The organism is Polyangiaceae bacterium (assembly GCA_015075635.1).
Lineage (GTDB): Bacteria > Myxococcota_A > Polyangia > Polyangiales > Polyangiaceae > JADJKB01.
On the sequence record JABTUA010000001.1, the window covers coordinates 2924662 to 2941949 of the forward strand.

The 17288-nt window shown below is 71.0% G+C and carries 15 protein-coding genes; 3 read left to right on the forward strand and 12 right to left on the reverse strand.

What is annotated here, in order from left to right:
- Positions 1–5: 5 nt before the first annotated feature.
- Genes HS104_13230 through HS104_13240 form a run of 3 tightly spaced genes read right to left on the reverse strand, consistent with a single transcriptional unit; the run spans position 6 to position 3124 of the window.
- Positions 6–566, reverse strand: coding sequence for a Uma2 family endonuclease (locus HS104_13230; GenBank protein ID MBE7480929.1), 561 nt, complete (start codon positions 564–566; stop codon positions 6–8).
- A 16-nt stretch (positions 567–582) separates the two neighbouring features.
- Positions 583–1764: a DUF790 family protein gene (locus HS104_13235; protein ID MBE7480930.1), complete on the reverse strand. Its 1182-nt coding sequence runs from the start codon at positions 1762–1764 to the stop codon at positions 583–585.
- On the reverse strand, positions 1736–3124 hold the full coding sequence (locus HS104_13240) for a DEAD/DEAH box helicase (GenBank protein ID MBE7480931.1): 1389 nt from the start codon (positions 3122–3124) through the stop codon (positions 1736–1738). The genes HS104_13235 and HS104_13240 overlap by 29 nt, the downstream gene beginning before the upstream one ends.
- 222 nt (positions 3125–3346) lie before the next feature.
- Between HS104_13240 and HS104_13245 the strand changes: the two genes are divergently transcribed.
- A complete protein-coding gene (locus HS104_13245) occupies positions 3347–3571 on the forward strand; it encodes a hypothetical protein (GenBank protein MBE7480932.1) in 225 nt (74 codons plus the stop codon).
- 100 nt (positions 3572–3671) lie between these two features.
- Here HS104_13245 and HS104_13250 read toward each other — a convergent pair whose 3' ends face one another.
- Positions 3672–4247: an N-acetyltransferase gene (locus HS104_13250; protein MBE7480933.1), complete on the reverse strand. Its 576-nt coding sequence runs from the start codon at positions 4245–4247 to the stop codon at positions 3672–3674.
- Between the two features lie 3 nt (positions 4248–4250).
- Positions 4251–5165, reverse strand: a complete 915-nt coding sequence (locus HS104_13255) for a polysaccharide deacetylase family protein (protein ID MBE7480934.1) — start codon at positions 5163–5165, stop codon at positions 4251–4253.
- A 20-nt stretch (positions 5166–5185) separates the two neighbouring features.
- Here HS104_13255 and HS104_13260 point away from each other — a divergent pair, with 20 nt between their 5' ends.
- The gene (locus HS104_13260; protein MBE7480935.1) at positions 5186–7012 is read left to right on the forward strand and encodes an ABC transporter ATP-binding protein; all 1827 of its coding nucleotides are present in this window, start codon (positions 5186–5188) and stop codon (positions 7010–7012) included.
- Positions 7013–7344: 332 nt separating this feature from the next.
- On the opposite strand, the gene HS104_13265 is transcribed toward HS104_13260, so the two are convergent.
- On the reverse strand, positions 7345–8421 hold the full coding sequence (locus HS104_13265) for a DegT/DnrJ/EryC1/StrS family aminotransferase (GenBank protein ID MBE7480936.1): 1077 nt from the start codon (positions 8419–8421) through the stop codon (positions 7345–7347).
- Between the two features lie 53 nt (positions 8422–8474).
- Here HS104_13265 and HS104_13270 point away from each other — a divergent pair, with 53 nt between their 5' ends.
- Positions 8475–9539 (forward strand): serine/threonine protein kinase, encoded by a 1065-nt coding sequence (locus HS104_13270; protein ID MBE7480937.1) that lies wholly within the window; start codon positions 8475–8477, stop codon positions 9537–9539.
- 193 nt (positions 9540–9732) lie between these two features.
- Here the strand turns inward: HS104_13270 and HS104_13275 are convergent, their stop codons facing one another.
- From HS104_13275 to HS104_13300, 6 genes are all read right to left on the reverse strand, one after another.
- Positions 9733–12075, reverse strand: a complete 2343-nt coding sequence (locus tag HS104_13275; protein MBE7480938.1) for a response regulator — start codon at positions 12073–12075, stop codon at positions 9733–9735.
- A gap of 81 nt (positions 12076–12156) precedes the next feature.
- A complete protein-coding gene (locus HS104_13280) occupies positions 12157–12573 on the reverse strand; it encodes a TIGR02266 family protein (protein MBE7480939.1) in 417 nt (138 codons plus the stop codon).
- 24 nt (positions 12574–12597) lie between these two features.
- Positions 12598–13998: a hypothetical protein gene (locus HS104_13285; protein ID MBE7480940.1), complete on the reverse strand. Its 1401-nt coding sequence runs from the start codon at positions 13996–13998 to the stop codon at positions 12598–12600.
- Positions 13999–14005: 7 nt separating this feature from the next.
- A complete protein-coding gene (locus tag HS104_13290) occupies positions 14006–14821 on the reverse strand; it encodes a hypothetical protein (GenBank protein ID MBE7480941.1) in 816 nt (271 codons plus the stop codon).
- Positions 14818–15489 carry a hypothetical protein gene (locus HS104_13295; GenBank protein ID MBE7480942.1) on the reverse strand — a complete coding sequence of 224 codons (672 nt, stop codon included), beginning with the start codon at positions 15487–15489 and terminating at the stop codon, positions 14818–14820. The genes HS104_13290 and HS104_13295 overlap by 4 nt, the downstream gene beginning before the upstream one ends.
- Before the next feature lie 6 nt (positions 15490–15495).
- The gene (locus HS104_13300) at positions 15496–17268 is read right to left on the reverse strand and encodes a thiamine pyrophosphate-binding protein (GenBank protein ID MBE7480943.1); all 1773 of its coding nucleotides are present in this window, start codon (positions 17266–17268) and stop codon (positions 15496–15498) included.
- Between the last annotated feature and the right edge of the window lie 20 nt (positions 17269–17288).

Sequence of the window (17288 nt, forward strand, 5' to 3'; positions counted from 1 at the left end):
GGTGGTCACTGGAACAGCTCCCCGAGGTCCACGACCACGTCCGGAAACGCGGCCGGCGCGAGCCGCTCGCCCTTCGCCACTACGCGATGGCGGGTGTAGGCGCCGGCGACCGGCTCCGCGAACACCTCGACCTGCTTGCCGGCGACGTCCACCACCCAGTACTCCGGAACTCCCGACAGCGCGTAGAGCCGCGCCTTGACCCGCCGGTCGTAGCTGAGCGACGACTCCGCGACCTCGACCAGCAAGAACGCCTGGTCCGGATGCCGGTCGGACCAGCGGCGCGGCGCTACCAGGGCCAGGTCCGGCTGGGGCTGCGAGTCGTCCCCCGCCGCGAAGGGCAGCTGGACGCGCACCACCGCGCGATCACCGACCCCGACGACCAGAGTGCGGTTCAGGACCGAGATCTCGTCCGAGTGCGGCGGCCCCACCGGGCTCATCTCGACGACCACTCCCGCGATGAGCTCGACGCGCTCGTCCCCGAAGAAGCCCTGCTGGCCCAGGCGCTGGAACTCCTCCCGGCTGAGCCGCCGAGGGGACGCGTGGCTGAGCACCTCTTCGACGCGCATGTCTCCCGGAAACGTATCATGCGTCACCCAGTCGGTCATCTCGCTCCTCGATGCGCGCGAGCACCCGCGCGGCGTCCAGCTTGCCTTTGAACCAGAGCACCTCTGCGCCGTCGGGCAGCGCTTCGTCGCGACAGGCGCGGCGCTCGTCGATGCACAAGAGCACGCGCTCGAGCGCTGCCTCGCGCAGCCGCGCGAGCTTGTCGTTCAGGTAGTCGGCGGTCCAGAACCCCACCAGCTCGACGAGCCAGCGCCTGCGCGGGTCACGGCGATGCACCAGGGCGAAGTCAGGGAAGATGAGCCTGCCGCGCGCGAGCGGGACGGGCTCCGGCTCGCGCAAGAGCTCCCAGTCCGAGCCGAGCTTGGCGAAGTCCCGGGCAAAGCGCGCTTCGAGCTGGCTGTCGTAGCGGGACAGCTCGCGCCCCGCGGGCAGCGGAGCGCCGCTCGCCAGCCGATAGGTCAAAAGGCCCGCGCCGGGCCCGAGCGCCACCCGCGCCTCGACCTCGAAGCGCTCGCACCACATGGCACGCGGAATCAGCGAGGCCAGGCGCTTGCCGTAGATGAGCGTGTGTCGGAAGAGCGAGAACGGCCCCGAGATGTCGAGCTCGACGCCCGCGTCGAGGCGCCGGGCGGTGCAGATGAGCCCGACGAGCTGCGCGTGGCGCACCAGCGCGCGCGTGTTGCCGAACGCGCGCACACGCAGCGACTGCGCCCGGCCGAGCAGCGCCGAGGCAATGGCCAGGTTCGCGCTCTGGGCGAGCGCCGTCGGCCCGAGCCCGTCCGGGAGCTTGCCGACCCGTTCGTTCGAGCGGAGATCGGCGAACAAGAGCTCGTCGAGCGCCTCCGGCTCGAGCGCCAGCACCTCCGCGGCGCAGGCGAACGCCCGCGCTCGATCGGGCTCCTCGCACGCCTGCGCGAACACCACGCTGCGCGCGCGCTCGGGCGAGACCGGCGAGGCGAGCCTGGCCTTCGTCGCGCGATCGAGCACGTGGCGGACCACGCGGAGCGGAGCCTTCGGCGCGCGGGTGACGAGCGGCTCCGCCAGCCGCTCGCGGAGCGCCCTCCGCGGCCGGCCTTCGAAGGCGGCGTACAGCTCCAGCAGCGCGCGGAGCCAGGGCTCGTCCCGGGGCCCGAGGTAACGCGGCACGACCTCTCTGGCGTCGAGGCCGACGCTAGACGAGAGCAGCGCTCGCGGCAGCAAGACCCCGCCTCCTCTCCCGCGACTGCGCGACCTCCCGCGTTCCGGCGCTCACCAGCTCGTAGACCGTGGCGCGCTTGCCCGGCCCCGGCCTGAGCAGGCGCCCGATGCGCTGCACGTGCTCGCGCTCGCCCCGCGTCCCGCCGACGATCACCGCCACGTCCGCGTCGGGGACGTCGATGCCCTCGTTCAAGACCCGCGACGACACCAGCGCGCGCAGCGACCCGTCGCGAAACGCCGCCAGCACGCGGGCCCGCTCCTTGCGGCGGATCTCGCAGGTGATGGGCATGATCAGCTCGCGGCGCGCGATGGCGTAGGCAGCGTCGTTGTCGGCGGTGAAGACCAGGAGCTTCGAGCTCCGATGGCGCTCGAGGATCTCGTGGACCGCGGCGGCCTTCTTGCGGGTCAGGCTCAAGAGGCGGCGGCTCCGGCGCCAGGCCGCGAGCGCGGCGCGCCCCTCGGCCGACGCCATCGCGACGCCGGTGAAGTCTTGCCAGCTCGAGCCCGGGTTCTGCCGGGCAAAGGGCCGGAACACGGCGGCGAACCGCGCCTGATCTTCCTGGTAACGGCGGCGCTCGTCGGCGTCGAGAGGCAGCCGGAGCTCCACCAGATCGAAGTCGGCCAGGTAGGTGCCCCTCAGATCGGCGACGCCGAGCTCGTACACGACCGGCCCGACCAGCGCCTCGAGCCGCGCGAGCGCCGCCGGATCGGGGGGCGTCGCGGTGAGCCCCAGCCGGTACTTCGCCACGCACATCTCCAGGAGCTCGTCCCGGAGCCCGAGCCCGAAGTGGTGGACCTCGTCCACGATCAGGACGTCGAAGCGCGCGCCGTGCTCCGGCATGAGCCGGTAGGCGCTCTCGAAGGTCGCGACGGTCACCGTGCCGTTCACCCGCTCGCCGTCGCCCCAGATGCCGACCGGCTCGGGACACACCCGGCTGAGCTCGGCGTGCCACTGCGCGAGCAGCGCGCGGGTCGGCACGACGATCAGCGCGGGCAGCCTGAGCTCCGCCAGGGCCGCCACGGCGACGCGCGTCTTGCCCGCGCCGGTCGGCAAGACCACGAGCCCGCGCCGATCCGCCAGCGTCCAGGCGAAGAGCGCGCCCTTCTGGTAGGGCCGGAGCGAGGGCTCGGTCCAGGCCGGCGAGAGCGCCGAAGGCGCTGGGCGCACGCGATCGTCGAGGGGCAGCTTCTTGGCGCGCAGCGTGCGCGTGAGCTCGGCGTGATAGCGCGCGGGCGCTCGCCACAGCGCGACGCGCGCGTCCCACATCAGCCCGGGCGCGAAGCCGAGGTCGAGGTCGGGAGGTTCGGTGATGACCAGCGTGCCGTGATCGAAGGAGAGGCGCATGCCCAGGCCGAATTGCACGCGGCGTACCAGCGGAGATCCTCGCGGGATCGGCCAGGTTCGAGGGTGGCGAAGTGGCGAAAGCTGGCGAACCTTCGCCAGATCAGGCGGGCAGGGTTCAGGCTTCAGAGACAGGAGCTCAGGGGCTCAGGCTGTGAGGATTCAGGCGGGCAGGACTCAGGCTTCAGAGACTGGAGCTCAGGGGCTCAGGCTGTGAGGATTCAGGCGGGCAGGTTTCAGGCCGTGAGGATTCAGGCGGGCAGGGTTCAGGCTTCAGGAGATTTCGCGGAACGCGGCCTGCGTTCGGGCCGAACGGGCGACATGCGGCACGAGCAGACCATCGTCTACCAGAAGAGCGTGCAACTCATGGAGACCGCGCAGGCCCTGATCGGCGAGCTCCCCGCCGGCTTAAAGGGACTGGCGCTCGAGCTGGTGCGGATGCTCTCGAAGTTCCGCACGCGCACCTGAAACCTCGCGCCTGATGCCTGATGCGTGATGCCTGATGCCTGAGCTCCTGATGCCTGGCTCTGAATCCTGAAGCCTGGCCTGAGCCCCGAAGCCTGAAGCCTCAACCCAGGGGGACGACGTTGCCGTCGAGCATCAAGCGGTAGCGCTCACCGGTGCCCGGGCAGGTCGCCAGGCCTTCCTCGTCGAAGACCAGCTTGCGCCCGTGGCGGCTCATCCAGCCCGTCTGCCCTGCGGGCATGCCCATCACCAGCGCGAAGTCGGGCACGTCGTACACGACGACCGCGCCGGCGGCGACGAAGCAGTACACCCCGAGGCGACGGCCCGGCATGATGGTGGCGTTGGCGCCGATGGTGGCGCCGCGGCCCACGACCGTGCGCTGGTACTCGGCGCGGCGCGAGACGGGCGCCCGAGGGTTCGTCACGTTGGTGAAGACCGCGCTCGGCCCGACGAACACGTCGTCCTCGAGCACCACGCCGTCGTACAGGCTGACGTTGTTCTGCACGCGCACGCCGCTGCCGACGCGGGCGCCGGCGGCGACGAAGCAACCTTGGCCGAAGGAGCACTGCTCACCGATGCGCGCCCCGGCCATCACGTGACAGAAATGCCAGATCTTCGTGCCGTCGCCGATCTGGGCGCCGACGTCCACGACGGCAGTGGGGTGGATGAAGATGCTCATGGCTCAGGCGAACCGCCGCGCGGCCTCGTCCAGTCTCGTGAAGGAGTATCCCGCGGCCTTCAGCGTCTCGACCACCGCGCCGAGCGCCGCGAGCTTGTCGGCGACGCGCACCCGCACGTCCACCTGGTGTGGGCCGAGCGCTCCGAGATCGTCGCCGGCGTCGAGCACGTCGATGCCGTGGAGCTCCAGGTTCACCAGCGGCTCTCCCAGCACCAGCCGGGTGAGCCAGCGGGCTCGCGCGGCGCCGGCCAGCGTGAGCGTGGTGCCGATGAACGGCAGCCGCGGCCCGCGCGTCACCTGGATCGGCAGCTCGAGCAGGCCTCCCCCCCGCTTCCAGTACGGCTTGCCCACCCGGTAGGGCCGCGTCGGCGCCGCGAGCACGCTCGGTCGATCCAAGACCGAGCGCGAGCTGCGCCCTCGCAAGCGTATGCCGCCGAGCTTCACCGCCTTGGCCAGGTAATACGGCGGGCACGGGAACACCGACGAGTCGTAGTCCACGCCGAGCTCCGCGAGCACCGCGAAGAGCTCGTCGCTGACGGTGTAGCCGGGCGCGCGGAATCCGCTCGGTCGCTGGCCCGTCGCGCCCTCCAGCACGGTGATCCCGGACGCGACCTGCCGCCACATCTCCGTGCGATCCCGCCGCGTCAGATCGTAGAGGTGGTCGAGCGAGTGGTTGGCGATCTCGTGGCCGGCCTCGGAGAGGGCTCGCAGGCGCCGGGCGTTGGCCTCCCGCGCCATGTCCGCACCGATGGCGAACAGCGTGAGCGGCAGCCCGTGGGCGCGGGCGAAGTCGTCGAGCCGCCCGAGCCCGACGTCGTAGACGGCGTTCGCGCCCGGACCCGCGGGCGGAGCCAGGCCGTGGATCGCGAAGTAGTTGGGGATCTCGTCGAGATCGACGGAGATGGCGGCCAGGCGCACGGGGCGGGAGGTTAGCGCGCATCGTCGCGGGTGCGGGATATAGTCGCGCCGTGCTCGGCGAAACCCTGGGTGTCTACCGCTACGGCGGGCGGGCGATCCGCCTGGTCTGGGACACCAGCCGCGGGCTCGCCGTGGCCCTCTCGCTGCTCAGCCTGGCCGCGGGCCTGCTCCCCGCGGCGGTCGCCTACGTCGGCAAGCTGATCGTCGACGCGGTCGTGCACGCCATCCAGAACCCCGCCACCGCGACGCCGGACGTCGCCCTGGAGTGGGTCGCCGTCGAGATGGGCCTGGTGACGGTGCTCGCCGCCATCCAGCGCGCGCTCGACGCGGTGAAGTCCCTGTTGCGGGCGCAGCTCGGCAACCGCGTCAACGTGATGATCCTCGAGAAAGCGCTGACCCTACGCCTGGAGCACTTCGAGGACTCCGAGCTCTACGACAAGATGACCCGGGCGCGGCGCGAGGCTTCGAGCCGCCCGCTCTCGCTGGTGCTGCGCACCTTCGGGCTCTTGCAGAACGGGGTCTCGCTCGCGACCTACGGCGCGCTGCTCTGGACCTTCTCCGGCTGGGCCGTGCTCGGCCTGGTCGCCGCGGCGCTGCCGGCGGTGTTCGCGGAGGCGCGCTTCTCGGGCCAGGCGTTCCGCCTCTTCAGCTGGCGCACGCCCGAGACCCGCCAGCAGGGCTACCTCGAGACGGTGCTCGCGCGGGAGGACTACGCCAAGGAGGTGCAGCTCTTCGGCCTCGGACCCAAGCTGCTCGGGCGCTACGTGGACATCTTCCGCCGGCTCTACGGCGAGGACCGCAACCTGACGCTGCGCCGCGCGGCCTGGGGCTTCCTGATGGGCCTGCTCAGCACCGGCGCGTTCTACGCGGCCTACGCTTGGATCGCGATCTCGGCCGTCGCGGCCAGCATCACCCTCGGCCAGATGACGCTCTACCTCCTGGTGTTCAAGCAGGGGCAGGGCGCGCTCACCGCCTCGCTCGCCGCCATCGGCGGCATGTACGAGGACAACCTGTACCTCTCGACCCTGTACGGGTTCCTCGAAGAGGACGTGCCCCCCGAGGCCGGCACCGCCAAGACCGGTCCCGAGCCGGGCGACGGCATCCGCTTCGAGAAAGTCTCGTTCCGCTACCCGGGCAGCGAGCAGGCGGCGGTCAGCGAGGTCGATCTGCACATCCGTCCGGGCGAGAAGCTCGCGCTGGTCGGCGAGAACGGCTCCGGCAAGACCACGCTGATCAAGCTGCTCACGCGCCTGTACCGCCCGACCGAGGGGCGCATCTTGCTCGACGGCCGCGAGCTCGGCGAGTGGGACCGAGAGGCGCTCTACCGCCGCATCGGCGTCATCTTCCAGGACTTCGCGCGCTACCAGCTCTGGGTCGGCGAGAACATCGGCGCCGGCGACGTCAGCGCCTTCGACGACGAGGAGCGCTGGCACGCCGCCGCGGACAAGGGCCTGGCCGCGCCGTTCATCGAGGAGCTGCCGAACAAGTACCAGACGCAGCTCGGCAAGTGGTTCAAGGACGGCCGCGAGCTCAGCGTGGGGCAGTGGCAGAAGATCGCCCTCAGCCGCGCCTTCATGCGCAAGGACGCCGACATCCTGGTGCTCGACGAGCCCACCGCCGCGATGGACGCGGAGGCCGAGGTGCAGATCTTCGATCGTTTCCGGGAGATGACCGAGAACCAGATCGCGGTCTTGATCTCGCACCGCTTCTCGACCGTGCGCATGGCGCACCAGATCGTGGTGCTCGGCGGCGGACGCATCATCGAGCGCGGCAGCCACGACGAGCTGACCGCCATGGACGGCCACTACGCTCGGCTCTTCTCGCTGCAGGCGGCGGGGTATCGCTGATCAGGTCGTCCCGCGGAGACGTCCATCGCGACGGCGCCGCGAGCTCGGATGTCGGCAGGACGGACGCTCCGCGAATCGGAACGGGCTCCGACGCTCCGGATGTCCGCAGGATGGACGTTCCGCGCATCGGAGCGCGTTGCGACGCTCCGAATGTCCGCAGGATGGACGTTCCGCGCATCGGAGCGCGTTGCGACGCTCCGGATGTCCGCAGGATGGACGTTTCGCGCATCGAACGCCCCGAGCTCGGCTAGCTGGTGGCACTCCTTGCGCCTGAGCGGGCGAATGCCTTCGGGCATGATGGCATGCAAGTCCGGCACCCCCGAGTTGCCCGTTCAGCGGAAGAACCCCCGCACCGCGTCCACCACCCTGCCTCGCTGCTCCGCCGTGAGCCCGGGGAAGAGCGGCAGCGCCAAGACCTCGTCCGCCGCACGCTCGGCGTGCGGGAAGTCGCCGCGCGCGTAGCCGAGCTTAGCGAACAGCGGTTGCAGGTGCAGCGGCCGCGGGTAGTACACCGCCGTGGCGATGCCGCGCGCGTCGAGGTGCCGCGCGAGCGCGTCGCGTCGCCCGTCCTGCACGCGCACCACGTAGTGCGCCCACGCGGGCTCGGTCCCCTCGCGACTCGGCGGCAGCGCGAGCTCGTCGATGCCCGCGAGCTCCCGGGAATACGCCAGGGCAACGGCGCGCCGCTGCTCGAGCCAGCCGTCGAGGTACGGCAGCTTGACGCGCAGAAACGCCGCTTGCAGCGCGTCCAGGCGGAAGTTGCCGCCCAGCTCCACGTACAGGTGCTTCTCCGCCGAGCCGTGCTGGCGCACGCGCCGGATGCGTTCCGCCAGCGCGGCCTCGGCCGTCACCACCGCACCGCCGTCGCCCAGCGCGCCCAGGGGCTTGGTCGGAAAAAAGCTGAAGCACCCCAGCCTGCCCAGCGTCCCCACGCGACGCCCACCCGCGCGCGCGCCGATGGCCTGCGCGGCGTCTTCGATGATGGGCAGCTCGAGCGGCGCGAGCTCGGCGGGGTGGCCGAACAAGTGCACGGGGATGACCGCCCGCGTGTTCGGCGTGCGCACCACGCGGGCCGGATCCAGGTTCAGCGTGACCGGATCGATGTCGGCGAACACCGGGCGTGCGCCGACCCGCGCGATGGCCTCGGCCGTGGCGATGAAGGTGAACGGTGTGGTGAGCACCTCGTCGCCGGGACCGATGTCCAGGGCGAGCAGAGCGCACACCAGCGCATCGGTGCCCGAGGAGACTCCGATGGCGTGAGGGCTCCCGAGGTATCGGGCGAGCTCGGACTCGAACGCGCCGACCTCCGCGCCCAGGATGAACTGCCGCGAGGCGAGGACGCGAGTGAACGCCGCGCCGAGCTCGGCGTCGGGTCCGGCGGACATGCTGAGTCCGATCCTCTCGGGCATGGGCGCGGGAATATGCCCTAAAGGTTGGCGGGGTGCGTCCGTTCTGCTGGGCTGTGACGGCCCCCCTCCCCTCGGAGCCCCGCGTCCTGGCCGGCAAGTACGCGCTCGGGCGCGTGCTCGGAGCCGGCGGCGCGGGCATTGTCTTCGAGGCCGAGAACCTCCTCGTCGGGCGCCGCGTCGCCGTGAAGGTACTGCGGGCCGAGCTCGCCGCCGATCCGGAGCAGCGGAGCGCGTTCCTCGCCGAGGCGCGCGCGACCGCCCGCGTGGACCACCCCGGTGTCGTCGAGGTGCTGGATCTCGGGCTCGACCGCGGAGGTGCTCCGTTCATCGTGATGGAGCTGCTCGAGGGCGAGACGCTACGGGACATCGTGGCGGCCCGCGGCCCGGTACCGGCACCTTACGCCTGTGAGCTCTTGGCGCAGATCCTCGCGGCCGTCGCTGCGGCCCACCGCGCGGGCATCATCCACTGCGATCTGAAGCCGTCCAACGTGCTCGTCACGCACCCGGCCCCGGATCGCCCGCTGGTGAAGGTGCTGGACTTCGGCATCGCGGAGGGGTTGGTCGAGCACCAGTGGCTTGGCCGCACCGGAACGCCGCTCTACCGCGCGCCGGAGCAGGCCCAGGGGATCCCGCCGGATCAGCGGACTGATGTGTACTCCGCCGCTGCCATCCTGTACGAGCTGCTCAGCGGAACGCCGCCGTTCACGGGTGAGAGCGAGGCCGAGATCCTGAGCGCCCAGCTGAACGGTCGCCTCGCGCCCATGAACCAGCTCCCATCCTCCCTGGCGGGCGCGATCCGCGCCGCGCTGAGCCCTGACCCGAACGCGCGCCCCGCTAGCGCCGAGGAGTTGTTCGAGAGGGTCGCCGCGCACGCCGATCCGAAGCGCGTGGCGAGTCTGAACCCGGCATCGCTGCGCTCCCGCGCGCCAATCCCCTTGGTCGCCCGGCGGGCCGTCGCGGCCATCCCGCCCGCGCCGCCGATGCCGGCGCTCGAGTCGCTCGGCGAACCCGACGAGTCCTGGCGTCCCGAGCCTACCCGTTCCTGGGCGGCGACTGGGCTCGCGCTCGTGTCCGGCTTCTCGTTGGGCGCCGCGCTCTGCTGGTGGCTGATGTTCTGACTCGCTTTCGCTGTCTTGGCACGAGCAGATCGCGATCCACCACCGAGGCCCACGCCCACGAGAATGCCGGCGAGGCCGGCGCCCTCCCCGCGTCAGGTGGGAGTGGTCGCCCGGCGTCTCCTGATCGCGTCTCGACACGAACCCTGGAGAAAGGGTGCGCAGCCGAACGCGCGGCGCGAAACCCGACTCTGACCTACCGCTCTCGCGGCGCCCGCGCCTGCACGACCTCCTGGGCGATCGCCAGGAGCTCTCGGGCCTCGAAGGGCTTGGCTATGCGGGGCCGCCCGGTGCGCGCGAGGAACTCCTCGCCGCCGGGCGCGAAGGCGCCGCCCGTGAGGAACACGATGGCGTCGAGGTGCCCCGGCGCTTGCTCTCTCACCGCCTCGAACACCTCGATACCGGTCATCTCGGGCATCATCACGTCGAGGAAGACCACGTCCCAGTGCTGTGGGCCGCCGAGGCGCTCGAGCGCCTCGCGACCGCTTCCGACCCACTCCACGACGTGGACCTTGCCGAAGCACCGCTTCACCACCCGACCCATGAGCGGCTCGTCGTCGACGACCAGCACGCACAAATGACTCGGCACCGACCGCAGCGCGGAGTCCGAGGAGGGCGGCCTGGTCGGAGCCGGCAGCGCGGACGGCACCAGCGTGACCCGAAAGGTGGTACCTCGATCCGGGGTGCTCTCGACGCCGATCGAGCCGCCTGCCTTCATGACGATGTCGCGACAAATGGCCAAGCCCAGGCCGGTGCCCTGCCCGACCGGTTTGGTGGTGAAGAACGGCTCGAACAGTCGCGGCAAGTGCTCGGCGGCGATCCCCGAGCCGGTGTCGGCGATCTCGACCACGACACGATCACCGGCCGCGTAGGTGTCCAGACGGATCTCGTTGCGATCCGCGGCACCCACCGGGATGGCCTGCGCCGCGTTCACCAAGAGATTGAGGAACACCTGTCCGAGGCGCGCCTCGTTGCCCGCGACCGGCGGCACGCTGGTGTAGCGCTTGACGATGCGCGCGCGATGCCGGATCTCGTTCTGAGCGACGCTGATCGCCGCGTCGAGCACGCGCTCGACGGAGACGGGACCCACCGACTCTTCCTCGGGACGGCTGAAGGTGCGGAGCTCGCGCACGATGTCCTGGACTCGGCGCGCCCCCTGCCGAGCCTCGCCGAGCGACTCACGGATCTCCCGGAGGCCGTCGGTGAGCTCGAACAGCGCCTCCAGCGCTCGCGGGTCCAGCTTGGCAGCGGAGGGCCCGTCGGCGAGCCGCTGAAGCTCTGCCGCGCGCCGGAACGCCAGATCCACGTTGGCGGTGACCAAGCTGAGCGGGTTGTTGATCTCGTGTCCCAACCCGAGCGCCAAGAGGCCGACCGAGTGCATGCGGTCCATCTGCATCAGCTCCGCCGTGACCGCGCGGCGCTCACCGGGATCGGAGCCCATGACCAGCACAGCGGGCGCGCCCTCGAAGTGAATGGGGACTGCGGACACCTCTGCCAAGACGATGCTCCCGTCTTTGTGCCGGAGCTGCTCCTCGAGCGCGGGCAACTGCTCGCCGCCCAGCGATCGCTGCATGCGGGCGGCCACCACGGCGTGCTCCTCGGGCTGCACCAGATCGAGCACCGGGCGCCCGACGACCTCGCTGGGGTCCGAGTAGCCCAGGGCGCCGAGCAGCACCTGGTTCACCCACACGATGGTCCCGGCGCGGTGAATGGCGAGGCCTTGCGGGAAGCGCTCGAGCAGCGAACGGAAGTCCGCTTCGGACTGCCTGAGCGCGTCCTCGACCTGCCTGCGCTCGGTGATGTCCGTGTGACTGACGACCACGCCGCGCTCGCCTCCCGGCATGCGGTCGACCTGCATCAAGAACCAGCGCGCACGGGTCGGTGAGTCGCAGCGGTACTCCGTGCGAAAGTGCTGGGTCTTCCCGGAGAGCACCGCGGAGAGCCCCTGCAAGACGAGCTCGACCTCGGGCTCCGTCGCGACAGCGGCGCTGAGCACGCCGAGATACGACGCGCCAGGGCCGCACATGCGCGGCTCCCCGGCGTTTTCCGCGCAGAACTCGTCCCACGACTGGTTGGTGACGACGATGACGCCGTGGTCGTCCACCACCGCGATGTTCGGCGAGAGCGCAGCAAACGCGCTCTCCAGGAGTCGCTCGCGCTTCTCGAAGAAGCCCCGCAGCCACATTCGATCCACCGCGCGCGGCACGACGCGGAACACGCGCGCGCGGTCGTCTCCTTGTTTGCTCAGGCAGTCCTCCGCGCCTTCACGCAGCGCCTCGAAGGCAGCGGGCTCGGAGTCGCCGTTCACCAGCGCGACGATGGCGGCGCCCGGGCAGAGCTCCCGGATCGCGCGCACCAGATACACGTCGCGCGCGCCGCCCAGATCCAGATCGATCAACACGACGTCGAAGGCGATGGACCGGAGCAGCTCTGCCGCCTCGGGGAGGGACGCGACCACGCGCGCGCCGCGACTCTCCGACTGGCCGAGGAAGCCGGACACGTACTCCTGGTCGGCCGAAACCAAGAGGAGAGAAGCCATCGCCGACGGCCACCTTACGCTCGGTCGGGCCGAGCGACCACTTCCGGGCGCCCTCGGACGCATCGGCTGCGCCTCCTCGGCTCACTCGTCGTCGAAGAAGAGCGGCTCGCGGTGCGACAGGAACGCGCCGATGGCCAACGCGGCCTCCGGACCGAGCTCGAGGAAGCGGATGCCGATGCCCGGAGGGACGTCGCTGCCTTCGCGGTACTCTCGGACCCAGCGCACCTCCCCGTGGACCTGCACCGGCGACTCGGAGCCCGGCAGGTGCAGGCTGAGGTCGATCTTGCTGCCCACCGCCTTCAGGGAGTGAGTCGCGACGAAGACGCCACCCTCCGACAGGTTCTCGGCGAAGCCGGCGTAGAAGTTGTGATCGCTCGAAAGGCTGACCTCGAGCTCGACGGCGTAGCGGGAGTGCCTGCGGCGATTGTCACCGACGGGCAGATCCGAGAGCTGCCGGATCCTGGCTTCATGTGGGCGTTCGCGGGCGTACTCGTCCATTTCGGATTCCTTTCCTCTCTCGATTCATCGGCTGGAGACGGTTTCGAGGCGCGCGGGCAAGCCGAGCTTGGCTTGCCGGGACGGCGGCGCTTTGGCGATCTCGACGAAGTCGTAGCCCAGCGGTTGCTCCGCTCCATCCTCCACCGAGACCCGTACGACCCACGGGCCAGCGCCGGCCTGGGGTTTGACCACCGCGCGGAGCCAGCCGCCCTGGGCGGTGAACGGCACGTCGATCTCGCGGACGCCGACCAGCACCCGCGGCTTGGCCTCGATGGACGCGGGGATGGGCTCCCCACTCGGATCCTCGAGGCGCACCCGGATCACGATCGGATCCTTCGGCCAGTGCGCCCGGCGGGGGCCGATCTCGATGCGGGCGCGCACGGTGCGCGGCTCGAGCCGCGCCGTCGCGAAGTCGTACGTCCCCGGGATTCGCAGGTGCACCGTGGTGCGTTCGTTCCGGTAGAGGCCCACGGTCTCGGCAGCGCGCACGAAGCGATCGCCGCCGTACGTCATCTCCAGCCCCTCGGCGCCGAGGAAGCGCACCTTCTGGCCCCGCGGCAGGCGGACGGTGCCGCGACTGTCGGTATAGGCGCCGGCGGGAAGCTCCATGCCGACGACCCGCACGTCCACCTCCGCCGCCTGGCCACTGACGATGCCGCTCGCGTCGTAGGCGGAGATGCGCAAGCGGTAGCTCCCAGGAGCGAGCGCTGGCAGCTCGCGCTCGAGGGTCGAGCCCGAAGTGTCGATGGAGGCGAGCGCCTTCCCATCCTTCGACAGGTCGGCGCGGTAGCCGACGGCACCCTCCACCGGCTCCCAGGAGAGCTTGCCCAACTCGGCGCTCGGGCCACTGGTGATCAGCACGCGTTTCCCGCGAATGCTGCGGGGTGGCGAAACCAGCGGCCGCTCCGCCCCCGAGCTGCCCTCGGCGGCGTACACGAAGCTCGGCGCCAGGGCGCGGAACGCTCCGCCGGCGACCGAGTAGGTGCTCTCGCCGCCGGCGTTCGCGAGCGCGGTCTGCGTCGGGCTGGCGGCGATGCGGAATACGCCCGTGCGAACGATGGCGCTGAGCTGGCGCGGCGCGACCACCACGACGGCGCTCTTGGCGCGCGGCGGAACCCGAACCTCGACCTTGCCCGACTTCACGATCAGCGTGTAGCCGGGGACGGTCGCGCCCGCTCCGAGCTGGAGCGGCTGCGGGACGTGCAAAACGCGGAGCACCGCCCCGGGCTGGGCCACCACCCGACACCCACCGGGGAGGCTCCATTCGGCGCCTTCGGCGCCCGCGACGGACGCGCCGGCGCGCGCCACGGCCGTCCCGCGGTCCAGGCTCGGCCTGGTGGGGCCGCCGCTCTGTGCGACGGCCACGGCCGGGGTCAGCGTCAGAGTCAGAGCGCCCAAGAGCGAGAAGCGGTCGATGCGTGCCACGAGAGCATCAACGGCCGGCCCCGGCGGCGCTTGAGGCCGCGGCGAGCGCGCGCGGACTTTTTCTAGGAGCGCTCCCTACATAGCGCACCGTGTGGGGCGGGAGCTCGCGCAGCACGTCCGGGGCCTGCGCGGCTCCCTCGACCCCATTGGCCAGGTAGTCGGTCTGCCCCAAGGCGACGGCGAGCAGCGAGATCTCGCGGGGCGAGAAGCCGAGGTCCAGGCACGCTGCGGCGACGCCGAGGCCGATGTTGGGAGACAGGCCCTTCTGCGCGTACATCACCTCGCACAGTGCCTCGAAGAGCTTCCAGTACGGCTTCGCCGCTCGGCCACGCGCGAGCAAGCAGCCGCGGAGCGACACGACGCGCTCGTCACGCGGTCGGAAGGGAACGCCGAAGCCCATGAAACGGCCGCCCCGACCGAGCATCTCGTTCACGGCTCCGGCGACGTCGTCGCCCGCGGCCACAGCTCGGGCGAGCTCGACCAGGTTCTGCGCCGCGACCCCCGTGGTGAAGTGCCCGATGTGCGCGTGCTCGATGCAGAGGTTCGCGGCCGCCATGGCCGGGAGCGCGCTGCCGTAGGCCGACAGCACGCGGGTGAGCTTGAGCGGCCAGATGCGAGGATCGGCGACGGTCATCACCACGGCCACGTCGTCGAGGACGGCGCGCTCCTCTGGGGCGAGCCGGCGGCCGGCGATCGAGAGGGCGATGAGCCCCGTCACGGTCTCGCGACCCGCGAGCTCGTCTCCCACGGACAAGCCGAAGAAGTGATTGTCACCGTGGCGGGCCTGTCCGACCCGGGTCGGCAGAGATGGGAGCAGGGTCATGTGGGCGGCTCGTAGACGAAAGGCGGCGTGTTCATCGGGTAGTCGCGAAGTGAGGCTGGGGCGACCGCCCGCGCTTCGGCGAAGGTGACCGGTAGGCGAGCGAGGGTCCACGCGAGCTCGAGGGACGCGGGCGAACGGAGGCCCGCCGACCAGAGCACGCAGATCAGCGCCGCGCGCCGGCTCGGGTTTTCGCAGAGGCCCCGCACCGGCTCGCCGAGCGCGGCTCCGAGGCGCTCGACCGACGCGACCTCGCGGGCGGAGGTCGCGAGATGCCGCTCTGGAAACGGCCCTGTGTCTCCGCCGAGCCAAGCGAGCAGCTCCGCGTGCTCCGCGAGCAGGTGGCGGGCCTGCTCGGCGAGCCCGATGGCCGCGACGCCGATGGTCCCGCTGGAGGTGGCGCCACAAACGCGGGAGAGCCTCGCGGCGTGCAGCGGCGCCTCCGCCACGCTGGCGCCAGAGAGGAACGAGAGCGCGACCCCGAAGGCGTGAGCCTGCCGCTCGCTCGGGAGCTCGCCGGTCAGGGCGAGCAAACATAGCTCCGGGAACGAGTAGTGGACGGCGAGATCGCTCTCCACGGCGTAGCCGTGAAGACGCGGCTCGCTGCCCGAGTCGGTCACGTGCGCCGTCAGCTGGTCCGGCCAGACGCCGTCTTCGATGGGCCCCGACATGGCTCCTCAGCGCCGGATGAAGCCCGACAGCGACTGCACGCGACCGCCCATGGGCGGCGGGATGGCGCCGTCCACGCGCACCTCGATCAGACCGGGAGCCCGCGACGCGAGCCACTCGTTCACGGCGCGCTGAAGGCGCCCCGGCGCGTCCACCACCCAGGCGCGCATCCCCATGGAGCGCGCGATGCTCGCCACCTCGATGGGCCGCTCGTAGCGGATGGACTGGAGCGGTCGCCCGTGTTTGCCCACTCGGGCGCTGGCGTGGAAGGTGATGCCGTGCATGTTGTTGTTCTCGACGATCCAGAGCACCGGGATGCCGTATTCGCTCGCGGTGAGCAGTTCCATGCCGTTCATCGTGAAGCAGCCGTCGCCGACGATGGCGACCACCGTGCGGTCCGGCTGAGCCAAGGCCGCCCCGATGGGCGCGGCGGTGCCGTGCCCCATGGAGCCGAAGCCCAGGTTGATGATGAAGTCCTGCCCGTGCTCGACCTCCAGGTGGTGGATGTTGAACAGCATGTGACCGCCAATGTCCGAGAACAGGATGGCGTCGCGCGGCAGGACCTCCATCAGGTCGCAGCGCCAGCGCTGCGGCTTGAGCGGGAGAGCGTCGGACTGGCGCAGCTCCGCGTCGTCGAAGCGCGCGTGACCCCGCTCGAGCTCTGGGGCCGAAGGCCAGCTCGAGGCGACCTCCGCGCCCTCGCGGATGCGGCGATGAAGGTGGTAGACGAGCTCCGTCAGGATGTTGTGGACGTCACCCACCAGCGGGACGTCCACGGGGTAGTTGCGTCCGATGCGCTCGGCGTCGATGTCGCACTGAATGAGCGCGCGGGAGGGGCAGAAGCTCGGGTGCCAGTTGAGCGTGCTGGTCTCGTTGAGCGACGCGCCCAGCGTGAGGAGCACGTCCACTTCGTCGCCCAAGATGGTCTCTCTGGCGGCGCGATGACCCGCCACGCCGAGCACGCCGAGGCTCAGCGGATGGGACTCCGGAAACACACCCTTGGCCCGAGGCGTCGTCGCCACCCGCGCAGACAGGAGCTCCGCGAGCGCGATCAGGTGATCCCGGGCGCGGGCCGAGGCCACGCCGGAGCCGGCGAGGAGCACGGGCCGCGAAGCGTTCAGCAACAGCTCCGCGCTCTCTCGCACCGCGTGCCGGTCGAAGGTGTGGGTCTCGGGCCGATAGGTCTTGGGATCGAACCAGTCCTCCTCCAGCGGCTTCTCCCAGAGATCCACCGGCACGTTCAGGTGCACCGGCCCCGGACGTCCCGAGAGCGCCAGCCGCAGCGCACGGCGCAGGTGCCGCGGCAGGCTGGCGGGCGCGGTGACCATCGCGCTGTACTTGGTGACCGGGCGGAACATCTCGACGATGTCCATGTCCTCGCGCGCCGTCTCCTGTGCCGCTCCGCGGCCCAGCGCGTGGCTCGCAGCCTGCCCGGTGATGACCAGCATCGGAACGCCGTCGGCGAACGCGCAGGAGACGCCGGTCATCAGGTTGGTCGCGCCCGGGCCGGCGGTGCCAGCGCACACGGCCAGGCGTCCCGAGACGCGCGCGTAGCCGTCCGCCATGAACGCCGCGCCCTCCTCGTGCTTGCTCACGATCAGATCGAGCTCCGCGTCCTCCTCCAGCCACTCGAACAGGGGATGTAACAGGCCGCCGGGGATCCCGAACACGTAGCGGACGCCCTCCGCCTTCAGGTAGCGGAGGAACACGTCGATTGCCAAGGGCGCCGCCTCCGTCTTCGTCGTCACCAAGCTCAAGCTGACTGCGCTCTCCGAGCTCATGTCTCGTCGCTCCGTTCGAT